The 25624-nt window shown below is 64.9% G+C and carries 25 protein-coding genes; 15 read left to right on the top strand and 10 right to left on the bottom strand.

All coding sequences use genetic code 11. The features are described from left to right. Positions 1-10 precede the first annotated feature (10 nt). From MSP7336_RS15855 to MSP7336_RS15865, 3 genes are read right to left on the bottom strand one after another with little or no spacing between them, the layout of a single operon-like run. Entirely contained in the window at positions 11-1210 is a 1200-nt protein-coding gene (locus MSP7336_RS15855; RefSeq protein ID WP_113964111.1) for an NAD(P)/FAD-dependent oxidoreductase, read from the bottom strand. After that, the gene (locus MSP7336_RS15860) at positions 1207-2595 is read right to left on the bottom strand and encodes a cytochrome P450 (protein ID WP_113964954.1); all 1389 of its coding nucleotides are present in this window, start codon (positions 2593-2595) and stop codon (positions 1207-1209) included. The genes MSP7336_RS15855 and MSP7336_RS15860 overlap by 4 nt, the downstream gene beginning before the upstream one ends. Positions 2596-2625: 30 nt before the next feature. After that, positions 2626-2946: a 2Fe-2S iron-sulfur cluster-binding protein gene (locus tag MSP7336_RS15865; RefSeq protein WP_011560600.1), complete on the bottom strand. Its 321-nt coding sequence runs from the start codon at positions 2944-2946 to the stop codon at positions 2626-2628. Positions 2947-3060: 114 nt separating this feature from the next. On the opposite strand from MSP7336_RS15865, the gene MSP7336_RS15870 reads away from it, so the two are divergent. From MSP7336_RS15870 to MSP7336_RS15925, 11 genes are all read left to right on the top strand, one after another. Beyond that, positions 3061-4065, top strand: a complete 1005-nt coding sequence (locus MSP7336_RS15870) for a helix-turn-helix domain-containing protein (protein ID WP_011560599.1) — start codon at positions 3061-3063, stop codon at positions 4063-4065. A gap of 280 nt (positions 4066-4345) precedes the next feature. Beyond that, complete coding sequence (locus MSP7336_RS15880) at positions 4346-5512, top strand: thiolase family protein (protein WP_011560598.1); 1167 nt, start codon at positions 4346-4348, stop codon at positions 5510-5512. Further along, positions 5509-5946 carry a Zn-ribbon domain-containing OB-fold protein gene (locus tag MSP7336_RS15885; RefSeq protein ID WP_011560597.1) on the top strand — a complete coding sequence of 146 codons (438 nt, stop codon included), beginning with the start codon at positions 5509-5511 and terminating at the stop codon, positions 5944-5946. The genes MSP7336_RS15880 and MSP7336_RS15885 overlap by 4 nt, the downstream gene beginning before the upstream one ends. After that, positions 5943-6986, top strand: a complete 1044-nt coding sequence (locus MSP7336_RS15890) for an LLM class flavin-dependent oxidoreductase (protein WP_014382413.1) — start codon at positions 5943-5945, stop codon at positions 6984-6986. Before MSP7336_RS15885 ends, MSP7336_RS15890 begins: the two co-directional genes overlap by 4 nt. After that, the gene (locus tag MSP7336_RS15895; protein WP_011560595.1) at positions 6979-7437 is read left to right on the top strand and encodes an FAS1-like dehydratase domain-containing protein; all 459 of its coding nucleotides are present in this window, start codon (positions 6979-6981) and stop codon (positions 7435-7437) included. The genes MSP7336_RS15890 and MSP7336_RS15895 overlap by 8 nt, the downstream gene beginning before the upstream one ends. Next, positions 7434-7859, top strand: coding sequence for a dihydroxy-acid dehydratase (locus tag MSP7336_RS15900; protein ID WP_011560594.1), 426 nt, complete (start codon positions 7434-7436; stop codon positions 7857-7859). The genes MSP7336_RS15895 and MSP7336_RS15900 overlap by 4 nt, the downstream gene beginning before the upstream one ends. 32 nt (positions 7860-7891) lie before the next feature. Beyond that, the gene (locus tag MSP7336_RS15905) at positions 7892-8383 is read left to right on the top strand and encodes an FAS1-like dehydratase domain-containing protein (RefSeq protein ID WP_017205330.1); all 492 of its coding nucleotides are present in this window, start codon (positions 7892-7894) and stop codon (positions 8381-8383) included. Beyond that, a complete protein-coding gene (locus tag MSP7336_RS15910) occupies positions 8380-8850 on the top strand; it encodes a hotdog family protein (protein WP_011560592.1) in 471 nt (156 codons plus the stop codon). The genes MSP7336_RS15905 and MSP7336_RS15910 overlap by 4 nt, the downstream gene beginning before the upstream one ends. A 43-nt stretch (positions 8851-8893) precedes the next feature. Beyond that, the gene (locus tag MSP7336_RS15915) at positions 8894-9661 is read left to right on the top strand and encodes an enoyl-CoA hydratase/isomerase family protein (RefSeq protein WP_011560591.1); all 768 of its coding nucleotides are present in this window, start codon (positions 8894-8896) and stop codon (positions 9659-9661) included. Position 9662: 1 nt separating this feature from the next. Beyond that, positions 9663-10475 (top strand): TIGR03084 family metal-binding protein, encoded by an 813-nt coding sequence (locus MSP7336_RS15920; protein ID WP_011560590.1) that lies wholly within the window; start codon positions 9663-9665, stop codon positions 10473-10475. Further along, entirely contained in the window at positions 10472-12196 is a 1725-nt protein-coding gene (locus tag MSP7336_RS15925; RefSeq protein WP_011560589.1) for an acyclic terpene utilization AtuA family protein, read from the top strand. Before MSP7336_RS15920 ends, MSP7336_RS15925 begins: the two co-directional genes overlap by 4 nt. Here MSP7336_RS15925 and MSP7336_RS15930 read toward each other — a convergent pair. From MSP7336_RS15930 to MSP7336_RS15955, 6 genes are all read right to left on the bottom strand, one after another. After that, complete coding sequence (locus MSP7336_RS15930) at positions 12193-12786, bottom strand: TetR/AcrR family transcriptional regulator (RefSeq protein WP_011560588.1); 594 nt, start codon at positions 12784-12786, stop codon at positions 12193-12195. The two genes, MSP7336_RS15925 and MSP7336_RS15930, sit on opposite strands and share 4 nt — an antisense overlap. A 219-nt stretch (positions 12787-13005) precedes the next feature. Next, a complete protein-coding gene (locus MSP7336_RS15935; RefSeq protein WP_011560587.1) occupies positions 13006-14559 on the bottom strand; it encodes an acyl-CoA synthetase in 1554 nt (517 codons plus the stop codon). A 26-nt stretch (positions 14560-14585) separates the two neighbouring features. Continuing rightward, positions 14586-15740, bottom strand: coding sequence for an acyl-CoA dehydrogenase family protein (locus tag MSP7336_RS15940; protein ID WP_011560586.1), 1155 nt, complete (start codon positions 15738-15740; stop codon positions 14586-14588). 54 nt (positions 15741-15794) lie between these two features. Further along, a complete protein-coding gene (locus tag MSP7336_RS15945) occupies positions 15795-17828 on the bottom strand; it encodes an ATP-binding protein (RefSeq protein ID WP_005116476.1) in 2034 nt (677 codons plus the stop codon). A 5-nt stretch (positions 17829-17833) separates the two neighbouring features. After that, a complete protein-coding gene (locus MSP7336_RS15950) occupies positions 17834-19435 on the bottom strand; it encodes an acyl-CoA carboxylase subunit beta (protein ID WP_011560585.1) in 1602 nt (533 codons plus the stop codon). 343 nt (positions 19436-19778) lie between these two features. Next, complete coding sequence (locus MSP7336_RS15955; RefSeq protein ID WP_083080094.1) at positions 19779-20453, bottom strand: TetR/AcrR family transcriptional regulator; 675 nt, start codon at positions 20451-20453, stop codon at positions 19779-19781. Positions 20454-20522: 69 nt separating this feature from the next. Between MSP7336_RS15955 and MSP7336_RS15960 the strand changes: the two genes are divergently transcribed. Further along, the gene (locus MSP7336_RS15960; RefSeq protein ID WP_083080095.1) at positions 20523-21392 is read left to right on the top strand and encodes a metal-dependent hydrolase; all 870 of its coding nucleotides are present in this window, start codon (positions 20523-20525) and stop codon (positions 21390-21392) included. Between the two features lie 178 nt (positions 21393-21570). On the opposite strand, the gene MSP7336_RS15965 is transcribed toward MSP7336_RS15960, so the two are convergent. Further along, positions 21571-22203: a TetR/AcrR family transcriptional regulator gene (locus MSP7336_RS15965; protein ID WP_109560635.1), complete on the bottom strand. Its 633-nt coding sequence runs from the start codon at positions 22201-22203 to the stop codon at positions 21571-21573. Positions 22204-22331: 128 nt separating this feature from the next. Here MSP7336_RS15965 and MSP7336_RS15970 point away from each other — a divergent pair, with 128 nt between their 5' ends. The 3 genes from MSP7336_RS15970 to MSP7336_RS15980 are packed head-to-tail and all read left to right on the top strand — an operon-like array spanning position 22332 to position 25612. Beyond that, positions 22332-23186 (top strand): SDR family NAD(P)-dependent oxidoreductase, encoded by an 855-nt coding sequence (locus MSP7336_RS15970; protein ID WP_083080097.1) that lies wholly within the window; start codon positions 22332-22334, stop codon positions 23184-23186. A gap of 12 nt (positions 23187-23198) precedes the next feature. Beyond that, complete coding sequence (locus MSP7336_RS15975) at positions 23199-24122, top strand: reductase (protein WP_083080098.1); 924 nt, start codon at positions 23199-23201, stop codon at positions 24120-24122. After that, positions 24119-25612: a flavin-containing monooxygenase gene (locus MSP7336_RS15980; protein WP_083080100.1), complete on the top strand. Its 1494-nt coding sequence runs from the start codon at positions 24119-24121 to the stop codon at positions 25610-25612. Before MSP7336_RS15975 ends, MSP7336_RS15980 begins: the two co-directional genes overlap by 4 nt. Positions 25613-25624: the final 12 nt, after the last annotated feature.

Genomic DNA, 25624 nt, shown 5'->3' on the forward strand with positions numbered 1-25624 from the left:
TCGCAGGATGTCAGATCGAGCCGGCGAGGAGGTCTGAGCGGTCAACCCGAAGTTGCTGGGTGATGGCCCGCTTACTGGACATGAAATCGCGAGGACGATTGACGCAGTCGGCGGCGATGAGTTCGCCCTCGCGGAAGTAGAAGCAGCTGAAGTCACGGTCGCGCGACGGGTCACCACTGAGCAACACTTCGTCGTATCCGGCGTTGAGACCGGCAATTTGGAGTTTGAGATCGTACTGGTCGGACCAGAACCACGGAAGGGCAGCGATCGCGCTGTGTTTTCCGCAGATTGTCGCCGCAGCGATCTTGGCCTGCTCGCCGGCGCTCGGAACGCACTCCAAGCGAATACGCGAGCCGTATCGAGCCATGATGTGGCTGGTGCAGTCGCCGGCGGCCACGATGTCGGGGTCGCAGGTGCGGGCCTGGTCGTCGATAACAATGCCGTTGTCGATGGATAGTCCTGCGTCTGCGGCGAGTTCGGTGTTCGGCACCACACCGACGCCGACGATCACCAAGTCGGCGGGGATCGATTCGCCGCCAGCCAGCACGACCTCCTGCACCCCACGGTTACCGGAAAAAGCTTCGACGAGAGCGTGTGTTCGGATCTCCACTCCCTCGCCGCGGTGGATTCGCGTGTAAAACGCGGAAACCTCCGGCGCGGTGACCCTTTCGAGTACACGCTCGGTTGCTTCGAGGACAGTGACGTTCAAGCCGAGCGAACACAGCGAGGCCGCCGTTTCCAATCCGATGTAACCGCCGCCCACGATCACAACCCTCCGACCCGGTGTAGCGGCGGCACGGATCAACTCGACGTCTGCAGCGGTACGCAGGTAGCGAATTCCGGGAAGATCCAACCCTGGTGTGGGGAGTTGTCTGGGCCTTGCGCCGGTGCACAACGCGAGCTTGGTGTAGGCCAGCGTGTCGCCGGTGCTCAGAGACACACGCTTGGCACTCCGGTGGATCGCCTCCACGGTCGCATTCAAGAGTCGAATGTTCTGCTTTTCGTAGAAATCAGCGCCGCGAATCCTAAGGTCGTCGAGGCCGTTCTTGCCGGCCAGGTATCCCTTCGACAACGGAGGCCGGTGGTAGGGCAGTCCCCCCTCGTCGCCGATGAGCACGACCTCCCCAGCCCACCCCTCCCTCCGAAGATTGGCTGCCAACTGCGCGCCGGCGTGGCTCGCGCCGACGATCACCGCTCGTTCGGGAGTCATGCACCGGGCCTGGGAGTGAGGCGAACCATCAGCTTGCTGATACCCCTGACGAAATTCGATTGCACATACTCGGGTTCGCCGACCACCTCGATGTTCTCAAAGCGAGGGAGCAATTCCTCCCACAGGATTCGAAGCTGCAACTCAGCAAGTCGGTTTCCCATGCACCTGTGCACGCCGAACCCGAACGAGATGTGATTGCGGGCGTTGCTCCTATCGATGATCAACTCATCGGCCCGCTCGAAGACACGCTCATCGCGGTTACCGGAGGCGTACCACATCACGACCTTGTCGCCCTTGCGGATGAATTGCCCGTTCAACATGATGTCTTTTTTCGCGACTCGGCGCATGTACGCCAACGGGGTCTGCCAGCGAATGATCTCGGATACCATGTTGGGAATCAGGTCAGGGTTCGCCTTCAACTTCTCGAACTGATCGGGGAACTGGTTCAAGGCGAGAACCCCTCCGCTCATCGAGTTGCGAGTCGTGTCGTTTCCCCCGACGATCAGCAATACCAAATTGCCAAGGAATTCCATCGGGCGGTTGATGAGATCCTTAGTGTCCTCGTTGGCCTGCAGCATCGTGATCAGATCGAAGCCCGGTCGCTCCCCGTTGGCGGTACGGGCCGCCTTGTCATGCCAGAGAGCGCTGAGCCCCTTCGCCATGTCGACCATGCCACGAAACACTCTGTCGTTGTCGGAGGGACCACCATTGGCTTGCTCCATGGAGGTGGCGAGGTCCGACCATTCCACGAGCTTGTGCCGCTGCTCGTACGGGAAGTCCAGCAGGGTCGCGAGCATGCGCGCTGTCAGTTCGATGGAGACGTGGTGCACCCAATTGAACGGCTGATCCACCGGTAGATCGTCCAGCACTTCCTGGACACGCGAGCGGATCAGCCCCTCCATCTCGCGCAGGTTCTTCGGCGCGACAACCCCTTGGACGGAAGCGCGCTGCAAGTCGTGTTGTGGCGGATCCATCGCGATGAACATGGCGATGTCCATGAAGCGGGGCGGTCTCCCGATGATGATGAACGGCTCTGCGGAGAAAGCCTCGTGGTTCTTGTCGACGGCGATGATGTCCGCGTGGCGGGTCACCGACCAGAACGGGCCGAACGCACTGTGAGCCTGGTAGTGCACCGGCGCCTCGTTGCGCACGCGTTCGAAGTAGGACTTCCAGCGGCCTTGGCGGTAGAGGAACGGGTTGCTGAGATCGATGTCGGCGATATCAACGTCCTCGACCGGAGGAATGGGCGTCTCGGTGAAGATCTTCTTACCATTGGTTCCGGTTACCCACCGGCGTGTCTTGTCGTAGAGGTGTGCGCCGCGGATTTGCAGCTCCAGAGGCACGGCAGACTGGGCTTTGGCGGCCACTGCCGCGGGAATACTCATTATTGTTTCCTCCAAATCCATGACGTTGTTTCAGAGCTGGAACTCAGGTAGCTCGACCGTCAAGCCATCCCATGCCTCGGAGGCGGACATCTGGCAAGACAGCCTCGACGTCCGCTGACGCTCGGGGTTCATCGCGAGCATCTCCTCTTCGTTGGCGCCGCAGAGTCCCACCGTGTCCGACCACTCGGGAGCGACGATCACGTGGCACGTTCCGCATGCGGCTTCCCCTCCACAATCGCCGTCGATGCCGGGCACCGCGTTGTTGACCGCAACCTGCATCAAGGACTGCCCTTCGGCCAAGGGGGCTTCGTACTTCTCGCCGTCGTGAGAGACGAAGGTGACGACTGCCATGATTAACTCTCCTCAATTTGGAACTCCTCTATTTAGCGTTGTCGCGCGTGACCAGCGTCGCTAGGCTCGCAGGAGTCAAAAAGTTGTGTTTTTAGCTCACGCGCAGGGAGGCACGTGAAACTCGACGACTCGGGTATGCCAGCGCTGGCTTTCCTGCAGATGCTGGACAGTGAGGCGCTGGGGCATGACGCCAGCATTGCGCTCCGCAGCATCATGGTTCGCGAGCACGTTACCGAGTCGATGTTGGTGGGTCGCGACGCGCAGGTCCCCTTACGGTGGTTCAGGGAGATATATTCCGATTTCGATTGTGATCAGGGAACCCGTCTGGGTTTCGCGTTCGCTGAACACGCCAAACTGACGTCCTTTGGGGCACTCAGTGTTCCCTTGGTCAGCGCGGGCTCGGTAGCCGAGGTTGTCGAGTTGCTTGCTTATCTGCCGGTGATCACCACAGCCCTCAGCCCGACGTTCCATTCGACGGAACGCGGCCTCACGATCGGGCTCACCGGTCGCACCGGTGACGCGGGCCTGAACTGCCTGGCCGTCACCTACGGTGGGCTGGCGCTGTTGCGTCTGCTCGACATGCTCGCGGGTGCCGTACCGAATATTGAACTGCATTTAAGTCATTCAGCGCCGGAGTCGTGGGTTCTTCATGACGAAGTGTTGGCGGGTCGGATCTTCTTCGACGCCCCCAGCTCGTTCGTCCACGTTCCCGCGGCTTCGCTCGAGGAGGTCTGTCGATTCTCCGATCCTGTGGCGTACCGGATTGCCGTCACCGATTTGCAGCGAACTCTCGATCAACGACGTGACACGTCGGTCTCCGAAAAAGTAAGGGACCTGCTCGAAAAAGATCCCGGAAAAACGAACATCAGCCGGACGGCGGGCGAGCTTTCGATATCCCCGAGCACGTTGAAGCGGCGCCTCCGCGAAGAGGGGACCACCTTTCGCGAATTGCGTCAGTCGTTCTTGCGGGAGCGAGCAATTCTGCGACTTCTCGACAGATCGTTGTCTGTAAGCGAGATCGCGGCAGAACTCGGGTACGCGGAGCTCACGAACTTCACACATGCCTTCAAACGGTGGACCGGTCGTTCACCGCGCCACTTCAGAAAAACGCGCGACTGAGGGCTATAGATCCGCCCCGGCGTGTGCCGGGCGACCATCGGAACCAGCGGGCTTCACGATCGGCCTCATCTGTCACCTGGACATCGTCGAGAAACGACACGATCGGCGCGGGTTTCGGTCATCGCAGCACCCTCTTGGGAAGAGGCGCAAGGACATTCCAGAGAATCCATACCGCGCTAGCGGCGGGTGCGGGCGGGGGTGACGCGGACCTCTAGGCACGCTATGCTAACCGTCGTTCACGTCGGGACCGGCGTTGGACGCGTGGTCGAGAGGAGTCCGGATGCCACACGACCAGCCGGCCATCATCGGTGCCGCCGAACTCGCTCCAGGGAGAAACGTTCCGTACACCTCCACTGAATTGCATGTGCGCGCCGCGGTCGCGGCTCTCGCCGACGCAGGGGTGGTCCCAGACGAGGTCGACGGTCTGGTGTGCGCCGGGCCGATGACGAACGAGGGTTCGATCTTCCTGTCCGAGGACCTCATGGACTATCTCGGGCTGCACAATCTGAAACTTCAGATGACCTGTCAGCTTGGCGGCGGGACCCATCTCGCCATGACGCGCATGGCGAGTAACGTCATCGCCCGGGGCGAGGCCGAGACGGTGCTGGTCGTGTCGGCGGGCAAGTTTCCACCGATCCGCGATGGCGGGCGCGAACTGATGGCGCTGGTGTGTGACCACGCGTTCGAGATGCCCTATGGACCGTCCGTGCCGGCGCTCTACGGTTTGATCGCGCAGGCCTGGATGCACGAGACGGGACAGGGCAAGGCGGACATCGCCGAGGTCACCGTGTCGCAGGACCGGTGGGCCGCACTGAACCCCGCGGCTATCGCGCACGGCGCTCAACGCCTGACTGTGGAGGACGTGCTGGCGTCCCGGCCGATCGCCGGGCCGTTCCACTTCTACCACTGCTCGATTCCCTGCGAGGGCGGTGGCGCGCTGGTGCTGGGCTCGGCCCGCCGGGCTCGCGCGGGCAAGCACCGGCCGGTGCATTTGCTGGGCTTTGGAGAGGGTCACACCCACGGTTTTCTGACCTCGCTGGCCCGGCCGGGTCGTACCGGGGCCGCCCGTTCGGGTCCGATGGCCTTTGAGCGCTCCGGACGGGCGCCGGCCGACGTCGACATCGCTTTGCTCTACGACGCCTTCGCCTCCAACCCGGCGATGATCCTTGAGGAGGCGGGTTTCGTGAAGCCCGGTGGGGCAGGCGATTTCTACCGTGACGGCTGCGCCGATCCGGGGGGCGACCTTCCGGTGAACACCGACGGCGGCCTAATCCGGTTCGGGCACACCGGGACCTCCTCTGGCATTTCGCAGATCCTTGAGGGTTACTGGCAGTTGTCCGGTCGCGCCGAGGGCCGTCAGGTGCCCGGGGCGGATACCGCGTTCGTGCACAGCTACGGCTCGATGCTGTGCAGTCACGTCAGCATGGTGATGGAGGGAGCGTCATGACCGCAGCTTCGAGTTCTCTCGACGGTCTGCACGATCCTGAGGCGCTGCCGCCGCTGACCGATGTCAACCGTCCCTACTTCGCAGCAGCGGCCCGCGGTGTACTCGTCTTCCAGCGGTGCGCGAACGACCACCCTTTCCTCTACCCGCGGCTGGTGTGTCCCGTCTGCCATGACGGTGAGTTGGCCTGGGAGACCGCGGCGGGTACTGGTGAGATCGTCAGTTTCGCGCCGGTGTACCGCCCCCCGTGGGACTCGTTCCCGCGCAGCGAGCCGTACGTCGTCGTGCTCGTTCGTCTGGACGAGGGGCCGCAGTTGTTGGCCAGTCTCGAGGGCGTGGCCCCAGATGAAGTTGCGATCGGGGCGAGAGTGCGCGCAGTGTTCGAGCGGGTGAACGAGGACCTTGGGCTGGTCCGATTCAGGCTGGCGGCGTCGTGACCACGTACGGGGTCTCGGTGCTCGGCGCGGACTTGGCCACCCTTGTCGAGACCGCCGAGGCTACCGACCTCGCCGGCTTCGACGCCGCCTGGGCCTCGGAGTTCTACTCGCGCTCCGGCTCGATCTCGATGGCCGCGATGGCCGCGCGCACAAAGCGCTGCCGCATCGGGTCGTCGATCCTGTATGGCGTCGGGCGCAGCCCGCTCGTGCTCGCCACCGAGGCGCGTGACCTCGACGAGCTTTCAGGCGGGCGCGTCGTACTCGGGCTCGGCAACGGTACACGCCGCATGATGAGCGACTGGCACGGCGTGGAGGACACCTCCGCTCCCGCTCTGCGCATGGAGGAGCTGGTCCCGCTCGTGCGTCGGATCTGGAACCTGCACGAGGGCCCCGTGCGCCATGAGGGGCGCTTCTACCGGATGAATCTCGTCCCAACCGGCGACGTCGCGCCGCCGAAGCGAGCGATCCCGATCATCACCGCGGGCGTGCGTCCGCGGATGTGCGAGGTGGCAGGGCGCGTAGCCGACGGGTTGGCTGGTCATCCGCTGTTCACCACGACTTACGTCGAGGAGGTCGCCCGCCCAGCCGTCGTGCGCGGTGCGGAGCGGGCCGGACGCGATCCCGCCGACATTGAGATCGTCTCGATGGTCATCTGCGCGGTGCACGACGACCCACAGATCGCACGTCGTGAGGCCGCGCAGCAGATCGCGTTCTACTCCTCGGTGAAGACCTACGAGCACGTGCTCGACGTCAGCGGTTTCGCCAGGCAGGCAGCGGCCATCCGCGACGCGTTCGCACGGCGTGACCTGCCGGCCATGTTCGCCGCGGTCACCGACGACATGATCGACGCGATGGCGGTGGCCGGCACCGCCGCCGAGGTCCGAGAAGGGCTGCGCCGCTACGAGGGCGTGCTGGACCACATCGTTCTCTACTCACCCTCGATTGGTCTCGCGCCCGAGCGCATCGCCGAGAACCTCGGCAGCCTCATTCGCGATTGTGCGCCGGCCTTCGCCGGCGGGAAAGGTGACCAGAGTGGCTGACGCATCGCTCATCGGGACGCAACTCGGGAGGACCACGTTTCCCGTCGACCGGTCCAAAGTGCGCGAGTTCGCACTTTCGCTCGGCGACCGCGACCCGATCTACCAGGACGTCGCGGCCGCCCGCGCCGCCGGCTTCGGCGCGATCCCCGCTCCTCCGACCTTCGTCGTCTCCTCGGCTCACTGGCGCGCCGACGACGACATGTTCGGCGCCCTCGGGCTCGACCTGCGACGCGTACTGCACGGTGAGTGCGGCTGGGAGTATTTCGCGCCGGTGTTCGTCGGCGACGAGCTCACCGAGACTCGTCGGGTGTCGAACGTGACCAGCCGCGAGGGGAAGCGCGGCGGCATCATGACAATCGTGACGATCGAGACCGACTTCACCAACCAGCGCGACGAACTCGTCGTGCGCCAGACCGACGTCTTGATCGAAACCGGAGGCTCCACCCAATGACGACATCCCCCGCGCCGGTGGCGTTGGCCATCGGCGACGAGATGCCGACCTCACAGTTCGGCCCGCTGACGCGCTCGCACATCGTTCGCTACGCCGGCTCCGGCGGCGACTTCAACCCGATCCACCACGACGAAGAGTTCGCCCGCGCGGCCGGCATGCCCGGTGTGTTCGGCATGGGACTGCTGCACGGCGGTGTGCTCGCGCAGCGGCTGACCGCCTGGGTGGGGCTGGCCAACATCCGCTCGTTCCGCATCCGGTTCACCGGTCAGGTATGGCCCGGTGACCTGCTCAGCTTCGGCGGCAGGGTCACCGGCGTGCGCGAGGCCGGAGGGCAGCAGGTGGCAGACCTCGAACTCGTGGTCACGCGCCAGACCGGCGAACCCGCGATAAAGGGGAGCGCCGTCGTGCAGGTGACCCGGTGAGCGCGCCAACGAGCGACGTCACCGGCCTCGGGATGACGTTCGGGACCTTCGACGAAGGCCGGGCGTGGGTCGGTCATCGCTCCGAACCGCGGCATGCGTGGTTCCCGATCGACCGCTCGATGGTGTTGTACTACTGCTCGCTCGTCGAGGACGCGAACCCCCGTTACTGGGAGGGTGAGGACTGCCCGCCCGGGCTGCTGATGAGCCTCGGCTTCGCGCCGCAGTGGGTGCCCGGGTACCTAGCGCGTGCCGACATGATGTTCGCGCTCAGCGTCCCGTTGCCGGGCCACCACATCATCAACGCCTCGACGACGACGGAGTTCGAACGCCGGCCCCGGGTAGGCGATCACGTGTCGATCGTGGAGGAGATCGCCTCGATCTCCGAGCCCAAGACGACGCGGGTGGGCACCGGTGTGTTCATCACCACGGTGAGCACCTTCTCCGACCAGCACGGTGAGGTCATCGGCCGCAACACCAACGTGCTCTTCCGATACGACACCGCCGATAGTGAAGGCGCATCATGAACGACTCCACCGAGCGCAGCATGGTCCGCGTCCCCGTGCGGTTCGAGGACATCGCCGTCGGCGACACCCTGACGCCCGTCTCGATCGAGATCAGCTACAAGCGCATCTGCATGAACGCGGCTTCGACATGGGACTGGTTCCCCGGTCACCACGACCCCGACTACGCGCGCAGCCAGGGCCAGCGCACGATCTACCTGTCAACCCTCTTCTTCCATGGCTTCATCGACCGCGGCCTCAACGAATGGGCCGGACCCGACGCGCTCATCCGGCGCCGCAGAATCTCAATGATCCGGTCGATCTATCCGGGCCAGACCGCAACCCTGAGCGGCAAGGTCGTGGCCAAACGCGACGATGGCGGACGGCGCCTCGTCGACCTCGAGTTGCTCGTCTCGAGCGAAGATGGTCCGTGCGTGCCGAGTGAAGCCACCGTTGAGCTGGCCGACCCGTTTGTCGAGGTGCCGGGGTGAGCTGCCACTCACATGCGAGGCGACGGTGAGGGACGGAGGCTCGGTGGCCGAGCAACCGGTTCGCTACGAGGTCGTCGACAGCGTGGCCTGGCTGACGATCAACCGGCCCGAGGCGCGCAACGCGCTGAACAACGCTGTGCGCACGGGGCTTTTCGACGCGGTACGCCGCTTCAATGACGACGACGCGGCGAAGGTGCTCGTCCTCACCGGCGTGGGCGATAAGGCGTTCTGCGCCGGCGGGGACTTGAAGGAGATGGCGCAGAACGCGCTCAAGGTGCCCCCGAAGGACTTCGCTCCGCAGTTCGGCCGCAACATCGATGTCGCGAAGCCGACGATCGCGGCCGTCAACGGTGTCGCGTTCGCCGGGGGCTTCCTGCTCGCGCAGCAGTGCGACCTGGTCGTGGCTGCCGAACACGCGACCTTCGCCGTCAGCGAGGTCAAAGTCGGCCGCGGGTCGCCGTGGGCGGCACCGCTATCGTGGCTGGTGCCCCCACGCGTTGCCATGCAGATCCTGCTGACCGGCGACCCGATCACCGCCGAGCGCGCCCACCAGGTCGGCTTAGTCAATGAGGTGGTGCCGGCCGATCAGTTGCGCGAGCGTACCCGGCAGTTGGCGCTCAGCATCGCCGCGAACGCACCGCTATCGGTGCTTGCGTCCAAGCGCACCGTGTACCTCTCGGCACAGCACCACCTCGCCGCCGCCTACGACCTGGCCGACGAGATATGGGAGCCGGTCTATCTGAGCGACGACGCGCAGGAAGGCCCGACGGCGTTCCGCGAGAAGCGCGCACCACAGTGGAAGGGACGCTGACATGGCGGTGACCATGCAGTCGGTAATCGCCGACATCGAAGCCGAAACGGCCGCGTTGCGCGAACTCATCGCACCGCTGCCCGAAGGTCCGCGCGGCTGGGACGCGCCGACTCCGGCCGTGGGCTGGGCGATCCGCGACCAGATCAGCCATCTGGCGTTCTTCGACGACGTGGCGGTGCGCTCGGCCACCGACCCCGACGGTTTCAGCAGCGACTACCTGCCGATGATGGCCGACGGAAGCATCTCACCCGACGTCATCGCTGAGCGCTACCGTCAAATGCCGGCTGCCGACCTGCTCGCGTGGTTCGACACGTCGCGTGCAGCCCTCGTTGCGGCGTTCGCGGACATTGCCCCGGCGACCCGCCTGCCGTGGTTCGGGCCGACGATGAGCGCGGTCTCGTCGCTGACAGCGCGACTCATGGAGACCTGGGCGCACGGCCAGGACATCGTCGACGCGCTCGGCGCGACCCGCGAGGCCACGGCACGGCTGCGGCACGTGGCCCACATCGGGGTGGGTGCGCGCGCTTTCAGCTACCTGGCCAACGGTCTGGACCTCCCCGCGGACCCGGTACGCGTCGAGCTGACCGCTCCGGACGGCAGCGTCTGGACGTGGGGGCCAGCCGACGCCGCCAACCGCGTGAGCGGGCCGGCGCTGGACTTTTGCCTGTTGGTGACCCAACGCCGCCACCGCGACGACACCGCTTTGGTCGCCGACGGACCGCTGGCCGACCAGTGGCTCGCGATCGCCCAGGCCTTCGCGGGGCCCCCTGGCGGCGGGCGCGTGGCGGGCCAGTTCGCAGGGGGTCAGCGGTGAGCGTCCCGGTCCGCATCGGCAACTGCTCCGGCTTTTACGGCGACCGCATCGCCGCAGCCCGCGAGATGGTCGAGGGCGGACCGATCGACGTCCTGTGCGGTGACTATCTGGCCGAGCTGACCATGCTCATCCTGGCCAAGGCCCAGGCCAAAGACCCGTCCGGCGGGTACGCGCGGACTTTCCTCACCCAAATGGAACAGGTGCTGGGCACCTGTCTCGATCGTGGCATCAAGGTCGTCGCGAACGCGGGCGGGCTGAATCCCGCCGGCTTGGCCGCCGCGTTGCGCGAGCTGTCCGCACGTCTCGGCCTCACCGCGCGCGTCGCGCACGTCGAGGGCGACGACCTACGTGGCGACCTCCACGCAATCACGCCGCCCGTCGGCGACATCAAACCGGTGTCGGCCAACGCCTACCTCGGCGCCTGGGGCATCACCGAGGCGCTGCATTCGGGCGCCGACGTCGTCGTGACCGGCCGGGTCACCGACGCATCCCTCGTGGTCGGTCCCGCGGCCTGGTGGCACGCCTGGGCACGCGCCGACTGGGATCGGCTCGCGGGTGCGGTCGTCGCCGGGCACGTGATCGAGTGCGGCCCTCAGGCGACGGGCGGCAACTACGCGTTCCTCGACGAGATCACCGACCGCCGCTACCCGGGGTTTCCGATCGCCGAGGTCGCCGAGGACGGCTCTTCGGTGATCACGAAGCATCCCGGCACCGGGGGACTGGTCTCAGTCGGCACGGTCACCGCCCAGCTGCTCTACGAGATCGCTGAACCTGCCTACCTCGGCCCCGACGTCGTCGCCCACTTCGACACCATTCGCCTGGCTCAACAGGGTGAGCACCGTGTCGCGATCAGCGGTACGAAAGGCAGTCCGCCGCCGGACACGTTGAAGGTGGCGCTGAACGAGGTGGGCGGCTTCCGCAACACGATGACCATGGTGCTCACCGGCCTCGACATCGAGGCCAAGGCGGCCTTCGCCGAACAGCAGCTCTTCGACGTTCTCGGCGGACGCGACGCCTTCGACGAAGTCGACGTGCGACTGTTGCGTTTCGACGTCTCCGATGCGCCGACGAACGAGCAAGCCTGCGCGCACCTGCGTGTGACGGTGAAGGACGCCGACCCGCGAAAGGTGGGCCGAGCCTTCTCCGGCGGGGTCATGGAGATCGCCCTGGCTGGTTTCGCCGGCTTCCACACCACCACGCCACCGTCCTCGGAGACCGCGTTCGGCGTCTACCGGCCGGCCTACGTTCCGCGCTCGGCCCTCACGCACGTGCTCGTCGACGCCGACGGCAATCGGCACGTGATCCCTGACCCGCCGACCGGTGCGGTCCCGCCGGCTGGGATCGCCCCGCCCGCGAAGCTGCCGGCGCCATCCGGGCCGACGCGGCTCGCGCCGCTCGGGTCGGTACTCGGTGCGCGGTCCGGAGATAAGGGCGGCAACGCCAACCTCGGACTGTGGGCACGCGACGACCCCGGTTACGCGTGGGCGCGCGAGTACCTGAGCGTCGAGCGGCTGCGCACACTGCTCGGGCCGGAGACGGCGCACCTGCGCATCGAGCGCTTCGAACTGCCGAACCTGCGCGCGCTCAACGTGGTGGTGCACGGCTTGCTCGGTGACGGGGTGGCCTCCTCGACCCGGCCGGACGCGCAGGCCAAGGGGCTCGGGGAGTACGTGCGATCCCGAGTGGTGGACGTTCCCGAATCGCTGCTCGACACACACTAAATCCGGTGCGGGGCGCCGTCTACCTGCTGTGTAACCGCGCGGCTGAACAGCGCCGCAACGGCCGCGGCGGCCAGCATCGCCTCAATCGTCGCGTCGTCCAGCGACGCCGGCATGTACGCGGACGCGTTGAGCAATGACAGCACGGCGGCGACCAGGCCCTGTGCGCGCTCACGGTCCAGATCGCCCCGTGCTCGTACGAGCGCGTCGACCCAGAAGGACTCGTACCTGTGCTGTCGGCGTCGCAGGGCACGGGTCGCCAGCGGCGACAGCGAGCGGTGCTCGCGGGCGTAGACGGCCAACAGGCCGCGTCGTCGCGCGCCGAAGGCCGCGTGTAGGTCGACAAGGGCGTGCAGGACCTCCGTCGGTGTGCCGGCGTTGGTGGCGCGCCGGGCGCCGGCCAGCAGCTCAGTCATGGCGGCGTCGCATAACTCGCGCAGGATCGCGTCCTTGTTCTGAAAGTGCCGGTAGACGGCCGGCCCGCTCACCCCTGCTGCGGCACCGATGTCGTCGATGCCCACGGCGTGAAAGCCTTGCCGCGCGAACAGGTCGGCGGCGGCCTCGAGGAGCAGTTTGCGGCGCAAACCGGCCACTTTCAGGCCTCCTGTCGATTTGTGGTTACGTTGTTCGCCGTCCGATCCGCTGGGCCGGGCTGGGATCCTACCGGCGCTGGGGTTGCCTGCGTCGGCACCCGCCGCACCAAATCAAGGGAGGTGAACGAAACCGCTAGCCCCCGCCGATGCTGTCGCATCCTCTTCTCAGTTCATGATTTAGGGGCCCTGCTTCGAACCCGCGATGTGCAGCGGCACGACTCAGCGCAAAACGACTCCGCCCTCGATGCCCGTGAACTGCGCGCGCAGCTCGGTCTTGAGCAGCTTGCCGGTGGCATTGCGCGGCAGTTCGGCGACGAAGTGCACGTCACGCGGACACTTGAAGTGTGCCAGCCGCTCCCGGCACCACGCTACGATCTCCTCGGCGCTCGGCGCCTGTGTCGCCGGGTCGGCGACCACGACCGCGACGACGCGTTCGCCCCACTTCGCGTCCTTACCGCCGATCACGGCGGCGTCGAACACCGCCGGGTGGCGGAAGAGAACCTGCTCGACCTCGATCGGGTAGACGTTCTCGCCGCCGGAGATGATCATGTCCTTCTTGCGGTCGACGAGGGTGATGAAGCCCTCGGCGTCCATGCGCCCGAGGTCGCCCGTGTGGAACCAGCCCCCGCGTAACGCCTCGGCGCTCGCCTCGGCCTTCATCCAGTAGCCGGTGAACACATTCGGGCCGCGCACGATCAGTTCGCCCACGGTGTCGGTCGCGACGTCGCGGTCGTCGTCGTCGACGATGCGGGCGTCGACATGCATTGCGACGCGGCCGATCGACCCGGCCCGCGTGCTGACGTTCTCGGCGTCGAGGACGGTCACCAAGGGAGCGGTCTCGGTCATGCCGAAGCCCTCGGTGAAGGGCACGCCTCGCTCGCGCATGAAGTCGATGACCGTGAGGGGGACGGGCGACCCGCCGCCCATGGCGAAACGCAGCGCAGACAGGTTGAAGGAGTCGAAGTCGGGCACCTGTGTGAGTGCGGTCCACATGGCCGGCACCATGAACTGGACCGTGACGTGGTGGTCGGCCATCGCCTGTAACGTCGCTCGCGGCTCGAAGGACGGCATGATCACGCTGGTGCCGCCGACGTACAACAGCGGCAGGGTGTGTACTCCCAGCCCGCCGATGTGGAACATCGGCGCCACCGCGACGGTGACGTCCTCGCCCCGCAGGCCGATGTCGGTGCCGAGGACGTTGATCGCGTTCCATAGCAGGTTGTCGTGGGTGAGGATCGCGCCCTTGGGTCGGCCCGTCGTCCCCGACGTGTACATGATGAACGCGGGGTCGCGGCCGTCGACGTCACCGTTGAGCGGTTCGGGCGCGGCGCCCGAGACGACGTCTTCGTAGCCGAGCTCGCCCGGCGCCGGCACCCCACCGGCGCGCACGACATGGCGCACGCGGACTCCGGACTCGGTGACGGCGCTCCTGGCCTGCGCGGCGAACGGCTCGTGGAAGACCAGAACATCGGCGCCTGAGTCGGCCAGGATGTAGCCGATCTCGGGTCCGGCAAGGCGCACGTTGAGCGGAACTGCAAGTGCGCCGATTTTGGCGCAGCCCAGCAGCACCTCGATGAACTCGGTCGAATTGACCAGCAGCATCGCGACCCGATCGCCCTTGCGCACGCCGAGGGCGATGAGTGCGGCGGCGACCTGGTTGGTGCGCCGATCGAGGTCGGCGTAGGTGATGTGCGCGCCGTTGCTGATCAACGCGGTGCGCCCGCCGTTGAGGAAGGCGCGCCGGCTCACCCACTGACCGATGCCGAGTTGCATTCGATTCCCTTTCATTCCGCGGCGACTCAGTAGGACGCGGGCAGTTTCAGGCTGTGCTGCGCCACGAAGTTGAGGATCATTTCGCGGCTGATCGGCGCGGTGCGCATGAGCCGGGCCGGACCCCACAACGTGGCGAGGCCGTACTCGGTGGCCATGCCGTTGCCGCCGTGGGTTTGAATCGCCTGGTCGAGCGCCAGGATGCCCGCCTCGGCTGCGGCATATTTCGCCATGTTCGACGCCTCACCCGACCCCGGATCGCCGGCGTCGTGCAGGGAGGCGGCACGCTGAGTCATCAACCGGGCCAGCTCAACCTGGATCTTGGCGTGGGCGAGCGGGTGCGATACGCCTTGGTGCGAGCCGATCGGCGTTCCCCACACGTGGCGGTTGCGGGCGTAATCGGCGGCTTTATCCAGCGCGTAGCGACCGATGCCGTTGCCGAGCGCCGCCCCCATGATTCGCTCCGGGTTCAGGCCCATGAAGACCTGGCGCAGGCCCTCGTTCTCCGCGCCGATAAGGTTGGCGGCCGGCACGCGGACGTCATCGAAGAATAGAGTGAACTGCTTCTCTGGAGTGACCGCCTGCACCGGGATGAGTGACTTGGTGAGCCCGGGGACATCGGTGGGCACGACGAGCAAGCTGAGTAGTCCGCGACCACTGTCGTTGGTAGACGTTCGGGTGACGACCAGGATCGCTTCGGCTTCGTCGACACCAGAAATGTAGTACTTGGTGCCGTTGATGACCCAGTCGTCGCCGTCGCGTTTCGCGGTCGTGGAGATGTTGTGCGAGTTCGAGCCCGCGTCCGGCTCGGTGATCGCGAATGCCATGATCGTCTCGCCGCTGGCGATGCCCGGCAGCCACTGCTGCTTGAGTTCCTCACTGCCGAATGCCTGGATGATCGTGCCGCAGATGGTCGGCGAGACGACGGTCATCAGCAGCGGGCAGCCCGCCGCGGCGAGCTCCTCACCGACGATCTGCATGTCGTAGATGCCGCCGCCGCCGCCGCCGTACTGCTCGGAAAGGTTCACCCCGAGGAAGCCCTGTTTGCCCACGGCCTGCCACAGCTCGGTGCTCTTCCCGCCGGCCAGCGACTTTTCCAGGTAGTACTCGTGTCCGAAGTCCTTGGCGATCTCGGCGACCGCCTTGCGCAGGTCCTGACGTTCCTCTGTCTCGTGCAATTCCATGACACTCCTCACATCGGTATCGACGCGCCACCGATCGGGAGCGCGCCGGCTTCATTAGAGCTCCGTGGCGTCCGACGCCACTTCACCGCCGTCCACCGCCTCGACCACGGCGAGGACGTCACCGCTCGAGACCTGATGGCCGACCTGGACCGGCAGGGCGCTCAGCACCCCGTCGATCGGGCTCGCGACGGTGTGCTCCATCTTCATCGCCTCCAGGACGACGAGCGTTTGACCGGCTGACACCGTCTCGCCCTCGGCGACCGGTAGTCGGATCACCGAGCCCGGCATCGGCGCGGTGAGCGACCCGGGCGGGTTCAGAGTGCTCGGGTCGACGAAGCGTGGCGCCAGCCGCAGGGCGGAGTAGCCGGCGACCGAGTCGAGGTGGGCAACATCGCCGTCGAGGACGACATCATAAGTGCGGCGCACCCCGTCGACGCGCAGCACCACCCGCTCGCTACTGCCCTCGACAACCTCGACGTCGGCCAACGGCTCGTCGTCGACCTGCAGGCAGGTCCCTGTCGAACCTAACGTGTACCCGACGCGCACTTCGCGCCCGCCCTGGGTCTGCCAGGTTGTGGTCTGCGGCTGCGAAGGGTTGTTGCGCCAGCCGGCGGGCAACGTGGCCTGCAGAGTTGCGACGGCACGCCGCGCGGCCACCCCGGCCACGGTCGCCGCGACGGCGTGCAGGCGCTCGGACTGCGTGTCTGGGAGGGCAGCGCCGAGTTGGGCGACGTCGTGTCGGTCAAGGAACCCAGTGTCGGTGCCCCGCCCGGCGAACTCGTCATGGCGCAGGACGCGAACAAGCAGGTTGCGATTGGTGGTCACGCCGTGAATACGGGCGCCGGCCAGCGCCGCCGAGAGGCTGGCAAGTGCCTCGTCGCGCGTTGGTGCCCACGCGATGACCTTGGCCAGCAGCGAATCGTAGTAATGACTGATGACCGAACCGGCACGAAAACCCGAGTCAACCCGCACGCCGGCAAGCGCCGGGACATCCAAGGTGCGCAGGGTGCCGGTACAGGGCCGGTAGTCATCGGCCGGATCCTCGGCGCACAGCCGGGCCTCGACCGCGTGACCGCGAATTCGCGGGTTGTGCATCTCCTCAGGCAGCGGGCGGCCCATGGCTACGAGCAGCTGGGCACGCACCAGGTCGAGGCCGGTGATCAGCTCGGTAACCGGGTGCTCGACCTGCAGCCGGGTGTTCATCTCTAGGAAGGCGAAGGAGTCGGCTTTGCCATCCTGAGCGGCGTCGTAGACGAACTCGACCGTCCCGGCGCCTACGTAGCCGACGGCGCGCGCGGCGGCGATGGCGGCCTCGCTCATCCGAGCGCGCAACGCGTCGTCGACGACCGGTGACGGCGCCTCCTCGATCACCTTCTGGTGTCGACGCTGCACGGAGCACTCGCGCTCGAACAGAGAGACGACGTTTCCGTGCGTGTCGGCCATGATCTGGATCTCGACGTGGCGTGGGCGCTGGACGTAACGCTCGAGGAAGACGGTGCCGTCGGCGAACGCGGCGGCGGCCTCACGCGAAGCGGAGGTGACCGCTTCGTCGAGCTCGTCCGGCGACGCGACAATGCGCATGCCTCGGCCACCGCCGCCGGCGCTGGCCTTGACCAGCACGGGGTAGCCGACGTCGGCGGCCAGCTTCGCCAGCTGCTCGGCCGATAGCCCCGTCGTGTCGCCACCGGGCAGCACAGGCACCCCCGCGTCGGACATCGTCTTCTTGGCCTGCAGCTTCGAGCCCATCGCGTCGATCGCCCCGGGCGGCGGACCGATGAAGACGAGGTCGGCGGCGGCACAGGCGCGCGCGAACCCGGCGTTTTCCGAAAGGAAGCCGTAGCCGGGGTGTACTGCGTCCGCGCCGGTGAGCGAGGCAGCGGCGATGATCCGGTGGATGTCGAGGTAGGTCTCGGCGGCAGACGAGCCGGGAAGGTGCACGGCCTCGTCGGCGTCGGCGACGTGCCACGCGTCGGCGTCGGCGTCGGAATAGACCGCGACGGTGGCGATCCCGAGATCGCGGCAAGTGCGGAACACCCGCCGCGCGATCTCGCCACGGTTGGCGACCAGGACCTTGCGGATCTTGGGCATCGCCATCACATCCGGAACACGCCGTAGCCACGCTGGCCACGGACCTCGCCGTTGTGGATCACCGACAGGCAGAACCCGAGAACGGTCCGCGTATCGCGGGGATCGATGATCCCGTCGTCGTAAAGTCGGCCGCTGTTGGCCAGTGCGACGGATTCGCGCTCGATCTGTTCCTCGACGGCGGCGCGCATCTGGGCGTCGGCCTGCTCGTCGAAGGGCAGCCCGCGGTCGGCGGCGGACTCGCGCGCCACGATGGACAGCACTCCGGCCAGTTGCGCCGGACCCATCACGGCCGACTTCGAGTTAGGCCAAGCGAATAGGAAACGCGGTGAGTACGATCGCCCGCACATGCCGTAGTTCCCGGCACCGTAGGACGCACCCATGGTGATGGTCACGTGGGGGACCGTGCTGTTTGATACGGCGTTGATCATCTTGGCGCCGTCCTTGATGATGCCGCCCTGTTCGTACTCGGCACCGACCATGAAACCGGTGGTGTTCTGCAGGAAGATGAGGGGGGTGTCGATCTGATTTGCCAGTTGGATGAACTGCGAACCTTTCTCGGCCTCCTCACTGAACAGGATGCCCCGTGCGTTTGCGAGGATGCCGACCGGGAAGCCGTGGATCGAGGCCCAGCCGGTGACGAGTGACGTGCCGTAGAGAGGTTTGAACTCGTCGAAGGCCGAGCCGTCGACCACTCGGGCGATGACGTCGCGGGGGTCGAAGGGCACCTTCGGATCGACCGACGCGATGCCGAGCAGCTGATCGGGGTCGTGCACCGGTGGGTGCGGCGGCGTGGTGGGTCCGGGGCCGTTCTTCCGCCAGTTGAGCCGCGCCATGATGCGACGGCCGATGCGGATCGCATCCTGCTCGTCCTCGGCCATGTAATCGGCCAGCCCCGAGGTGCGGGCGTGCATGTCGGCGCCGCCGAGCGACTCGTCATCGGAGACCTCGCCCGTGGCCATCTTGACCAGCGGCGGACCGCCGAGGAACACCTTGGAACGGTTGCGCACCATCACGACGTAGTCGCACATGCCCGGGACGTACGCACCTCCCGCGGTCGAGTTGCCGAAGACCAGGGCCAGTGTCGGCAGCCCCGCTGCGCTGTGCTGGGTCAAGTCGTGGAACAGCTGTCCGCCGGGCACGAAGATCTCTGCCTGTGTGGGCAGGTCGGCGCCGCCAGATTCGACGATGTTGATGATGGGCAGTCGGTTCTCCCGCGCGATGGCCATGCCGCGGAACACCTTGCGGAAGGTATAAGGGTTCGATGCGCCGCCGCGGACGGTGGGGTCGTGGGCGATGATCATCGACTCGATGCCCTCGACCACGCCGATGCCTACCACCACGCTACCGCCGACGGGGAACTTACTGCCCCAGGCGGCGAAGGGGCATAGTTCGAGGAACGCCGTGTCGGGGTCGAGCATCAGCTCGATGCGCTCGCGGACAAGCAGCTTGCCCCGCTTACGGTGGCGCGCAACGTATTTCGCGCCGCCGCCGCCGTTGACCAGCGCCAGTTGCTCCGCGATGGTGTCGAGTTGCGCGCTCAGTCCTTCGCGGTTCTTGAGATAGCCGGGCGCGGTGTCGTCGACCCGATCGGGCAGGACCTGTACCAAAGTTTTCCTTCCGGGCGAGCATCGACGTCGATCTACTAGGCGCTGATGTTAGCCGCAATTAACATCAGGTGACAACGGCGCAGGCGGGCGTCGGATTTGTTCCGCGCCGTGGTTCCGTCGAATGGCGAGGATCGAAGCGGTGCGTTCGCTGCAGATCGAGCGATCGAAGGAATTGACTGGGGAGGGACGGCACACAGGGCCCGTGCGAGGTCGTATCGAGTTCCTCGTCCGGCGCGCGTGGAGTCTACGGTTCGCGATCTCGGGTGAACACCCGCAGCGATTGTCAGTGTCGCGCCATGCCCTTCAGCCAACCGAGTAGTGCATAACGCCGGTCGGCCAGAATCTATCGGGTCTCCTCGGCTTTGGCCAGCGGCGGAGCGGCCTGATCAGGCGCCTGTCCGAGGGTATACAGGCCGAGAATGCCGAGAAAACCCGCACAGTGCTCGATAAGCATTTCAGTCGAGAGGTTCAGTTGTCCATCTATCCAGCGACGGAGTATCTCGAACAGGCCCCCGACACCGTAGGTAGCGGCGAGATCTGCGACTTGAAGCACATCGCTGGGTATATCGAGGTGCAAGCGGGCCTCTCTGAGCACCAGCTCCGCAAAATCGGTCATCAGATCGCTTCGCAGCTGCCGAAGGAGGGGTTCTGCGCCCGACTCGACAAACAGTATGCGGGCCATGCGGGGATCGTTCTCGATCACCTGAACCAGGGCCTTGATCGGAGCGAAGGCGAGTTCTTGAGGAGCAACCGTGTCGTCCGGAATGGCGCTGGTTATCACCGCTTGGAAGGTAGTGGAGATCTTGGCAAATACCGCACGCAAGAGCGCGTCTCGATCGCGAAACTGTTGGTAGAAGTACCGGCTCGTCACTCCTGATTTCGCACACACGGCGGTCACGGTGCACGCGGCAGCTCCGTGGGTGCCCATGATTGAGACCGCCGCATCAATCAACATCACGCGACGCTGCGCATCGCGTTGAGTTGCGGACAGCCCGCCATAGACACGTGCTGGACTCATGTCCTACAGTCTGGCAGTCTTATCTGACAAGGCATAAAGTCAGATCCAAACTTCGAGGAAGGACCTCACATGTCGGACGATCAAGCCCCGACCCCGACCCGGGTGCTGCCAAAACCCAGGCGCGTTCGGTTTCCGATGCCGACCTCCACGAAGCGGCAACACTTCGTGGATGGCGACCTGGTGATGAGCCATTTCATCTCGGTGCTTTCTGCGACGTTCCCGGAAGGCGAGGATTTCTTCATCCGCTCGGTCAGGAACTTCCAGAGTTCCATCGACGATCCCCAACTAGAGACAGCGGTCAAGGGTTTCATCGGACAAGAGGCCACACATCGACACCAGCATCGTCTCCTCAACGAGCGACTCCAGGTCATGGGTTATCCGACCGCGCGAATCGACCGTCATGTCGGACGCTTGATCAAGCGATTGGAACGGCGCTTTTCGCCGGAAATGCGGCTGTCCATGACCTCCGCGTTGGAGCACTACACCGCTACGCTGGCAGAAATCATTCTTACCAGCGAAGACGCCCAGAAGCTCATCGGCCAGACAGAGGTTCGACCGATTCTGCTGTGGCATGCCTTCGAGGAGTCGGAGCACAAAGCGGTTGCCTTTGATGTCTATCGGCTGGTGGGAGCAACCGAGCGCACCCGTGTACGGGGCATGCGGATCGCTTCAGTAATTCTGTTCGGCGAACTCATTCTGCAGACTGCCCTGTCCATGGCCGCTGACAAAGCCTCATATAACCCGGTCACCCTGGTGCGCAGTCTGTACCGCTTCAGTCGCACCCCGATGTTCACCGCCGATGCGCTGCGGCGATTCCGTTCCTACAACCGCCCGGGTTTCCACCCTGATGATTGGGACAGCGCCGCGGTCCTGGAGCGTTGGAGCAAGGAACTGTTCGACCAAGACGGTTCACAGAGAATTATCGCTCAGCCGGGATAGCAACGGTGCGGAAGTTCGGCGACGCAGGAGCACCGTTCCTGCGTCGCTCCTTCCGAACAGCGTGCGACGCCGGCAGCCTCACGCGCGCGCCGTCGGTCACGTGGGCGCCGGGACGGTCGAACCACGAATGCGGTTCGGCAGCGACGGCCACGGAGATGGTTGGCTCTGTGGGCCTGGATCAGTCGCTGACGACATAGCGTTGAGCGAGGGTCTCAGCCAGTCTGCTCGTGTGCGCGACCACTTCCTTCTCGGTCACCGCAAGCAGACCCGAGTTCCAGGCTGTCATGACTTCGACGAACCCGCCTACGGCGATCAGAGTGTCCATGCGAAGGGCCATCTCGTCGGCATCTTGTCGGAGGTGTGGCCGGCTTGCCTCAACGACCAACTGCGTTGCTTCCTGTAGCGCCACGGCGCGGCGGTCTTGCAGCGGTGAGCTACCGACATGCTGAGCAAGCAGGATGCGTGCCCGGCCGGGATCGCGTGCGATCCGGTCGATGACGACGGCGATCGCCGCGGTGATGGTTTCGATCGGCGGCCGATTCGCACGCTCGTTGAAGAGCGCAGCGACCTCGCCGAGCATGTCATTGCGGACGCCATCCCACGCAGCAACGAGCAGCTCATCGCGCGTCTTGAAGCCCTCGTAGAAGTATCGATCGTTCAGCCCTGCGCGGCCGCATACACCGCGCATAGTCACCGAGGCCCAACCGCTCTCACTCCAAATCTCGGTTGCGGCCTCGATCAATTGCTGCCGTCGCTCGGCACGACGCTCGGCCCCGGTCCGACCACCCCAGCGCTTGTTTCTCGACCGCACCTCTCCATCTTGACAAGGTGCTCGTTCCACCACCAAACTGGTGGCATGCGACACCAATGGTGGCTGGTGCCCCCAGATGAGAGTTTCCCCACAGCAGACGTCCATGTCGCGACCCGAAAGGCAGACGGATGAGATTGCTGCCCTTCGGCGGCGCACCAGGCAGAACGCACCGCGCCGATGCAGTCGTCACGGGCGCAGGAAGCGGTATCGGCCGCGCATTCGCCGTGGAGCTTGCGCGCCGAGGTGGACGCGTGGTGTGCGCCGACAAAGATCCCGTCACTGCAAAAGAGTCGGCAGAGTTGGTGAGGCAGGCTGGCGGCGAGGGCTTCGACATCGAATGCGATGTCACCGATCTTGAGCAGGTCCGCAACCTCGCTGATGTGAGCGAAGACTGGTTCGAGAAGGCTGCGAGCCTCGTCATCAACAACGCCGGAATCGGTGCGGGCGGCAACCGCATCGGCGCGACGTCGATCGAGGACTGGAACGCGGCGATTTCTGTCAACCTCTGGGGCGTTATCTACGGCTGCGAGACTTTTGTGCCTCGGCTCCGCAGCAATGGGCACGGCGGAGTCATCAATGTGGCGTCCGCAGCGAGCTTTGGCTCGGCCCCTCGGATGGCGGCTTACAACGTGAGCAAGGCCGGAGTGCTCGCTCTGTCGGAGACATTGGCGGCCGAACTGAGCGGTACTGACATCAACGTCACAGTGCTTTGCCCCACCTTCGTGAAGACGAACATCGTCAACAATCCTCAAATCGACGAGGCGGCTGCAAGACTCGCGACCAACCTGATGAAATGGACCGGCATTTCGCCACAGCACGTAGCTCGCATGACTTTGGACGCACATGATCGCGGACGGATTTACGTAGTGCCGCAACTTGACGCCAAAGTCTTGTGGCAACTCAAGAGGGGCCTTCCTGGTCCTTTCACACGCACGCTGGGCCTCGTGGAGCGCATGGCCTCGTGGAACGATTCAGCCGAGTAAAGGAGCAGGAAAGTGGCTTTCGCATACAGTGACATGCTCGAGACGATCAAAAACAGGCAGTGGGCTCTGGCCGATATCGATTGGGACGCTCCTGGGGCGGAACTGATCACCGACGAACAGCGTCCCAAACTCAAGCAATTCATGTCCGACGTGGTGTGGATTGAGCATGTTGGAGCGCGTGCCTTCGCCGCGATGGCTCCAAAGGCGCCATTCGAAGCGCTCGGAGACATTTACCGTTACTTTCACGCCGAGGAACAGCGTCACGCCAACGCCGAACTTGCCTTGATGCGTCGCTGGGGCATGCTCGAGGAAGGCAAGAAACCGATCCCGAACAAGAATATTCGGCTGGTCATCGAATGGCTGGACCGCTACGCCGAAGCCCTGCCCCTGACCGTCATCGGGGCCGCGATCCCGGCACTGGAGACTGCGCTCGATGGAGCGCTGCTGAAGTTTCTCCTCGATGAGGTTGACGACCCCGTCTGCGGGGAGGTGTTCAACAAGGTCAACAGCGACGAATCAAGGCATCTCGCGGTTGGCTTCCAGGTCTTGAACGACCTGGGCGCCAGCCCGATGCGAATCCACGCCATTCAAACTGCGGGCGCTCTGGTCGACCCGCGCATTCTCACCGGCGCGTTGCTGTATATCCCGCTGTTGACGCGCATGTTGATGAATCTCAACGCTATGGGTCTGTCCGAGGAGAAGTTATACAACGCAGTGACGCGGTACGCCAATGTCGGCGATCGCAGTGAACACACGCGTAGGGTGCCCGGCTATCACATCTTGAAGGCGCACATGTCGTCGTCCATCAAGCGGTCCCAGCCTCTGCACTTCGTGTCTCAGCGCCTTGGCAATGCGATCGATGTTTTCCCTGTTCAGATCTTCGGTCGGCCGCCATCCTGGACGGACGAACTGACCTACGAACCGGTTGCCAAATGACAGGCACCACGACGACGTTGATCGTCGGCGCCGGGTTCGCAGGTATCGGTGCGGCGATCAGACTGCTTCAAGAGGGCACGGATGACTTCGTCATCCTGGAACGGTCAGACCGCGTCGGAGGCACCTGGCGAGACAATACTTATCCCGGTGCGGCCTGCGATATTCCCTCGCTTCTCTACTCCTACTCGTTCGAGCCGAATCCGGGCTGGACTCAAACCTACTCGGGGAGCGCTGAGATCCTCGAATATATCGACGATATGGTCGACAAGTACGATCTTGCCCGGTTCATCCAGTTTGATACCGACGTGACTGCCTTGGAATTCGATGAGGATGCCGGCATCTGGATGGCCGACACAGCAGATGGAAAGCGGTATCACACCCGGTCAGTTGTGATGGCCAGTGGACCACTTGCCAACGCCAGCTTTCCCGATATTCGAGGAATTGATTCGTATGAGGGAAAGAAAATTCACAGTGCTCGATGGGATCACGGCTATGACCTCAGCGATAAGAGGGTTGCGGTCATCGGAACCGGCGCGAGCGCGGTGCAGATCGTTCCTGAGCTCGTGAAGTCGGCTGCGTCGGTCAAAGTTTTCCAAAGAACGCCCGGCTGGGTGCTACCGCGGGTGAACTTCAAGCATCCGGCCTGGGCGCGTTCGACCTTCAAACGACTGCCGATGAGCGAACAAGCGCTCCGCGACGCCTGGTTCTGGACCCACGAAGTGATGGCAGTGGGTATGGTCTGGAACACCGCCGCGACATCGGCGATACAGCTGGCGGCGAAGGCTCATCTGCGTCGGCAGGTGAAAGACCCCTGGTTGAGACGTCAGTTGACGCCCCATTTCAGACCCGGCTGCAAACGTATGCTCATGACCAGCGATTATTACCCTGCGCTACAGGCGGATAACTGCAAGCTGATCAGCTGGCCGATCGCCACATTGTCACCCAACGGGATCCGGACCGCCGACGGTGTCGAGCACGAAGTGGACTGCATCGTGTTTGCCACCGGCTTCGATGTGTGCAAACGCGGCACCCCGTTCCCGATCAGCGGCCTCGGCGGTCGGAAGCTCGGCGATGAATGGTCTCAGGGGACATTCGCGTTCAAGAGCGTGAGCGTGGCCGGGTATCCGAACTTATTCTTCACTTTCGGACCGAATTCCGGGCCAGGCCACAACTCGGCGCTCGTATATATGGAGGCCGCAATCGACTACATCGTCAAGGCGATCAAGCTCCTTCAGCAAAATGACATCAGCACTTTGGATGTGAGAGAGGATCGTCAGGACCGCTATCACTCCGAAATTCAGCGCCGCCTTCGACGAACGACCTGGAATTCGGGGTGCAGCAGTTGGTATTTGACCGAGGACGGCTACAACGGCACGATGTACCCAGGTTTCGCGACCCAGTTTACGAGAGAACTATCCCGCTTGAATCCTCATGATTACGTGATAACCCGGCGCGACGATACACACGTCGAGCTGACGCAATCACTCTGAATACAAGTTTGC

Origin of the sequence: Mycobacterium shimoidei (assembly GCF_900417275.1) — a bacterium.
GTDB classification, from domain to species: Bacteria; Actinomycetota; Actinomycetes; order Mycobacteriales; family Mycobacteriaceae; genus Mycobacterium; species Mycobacterium shimoidei.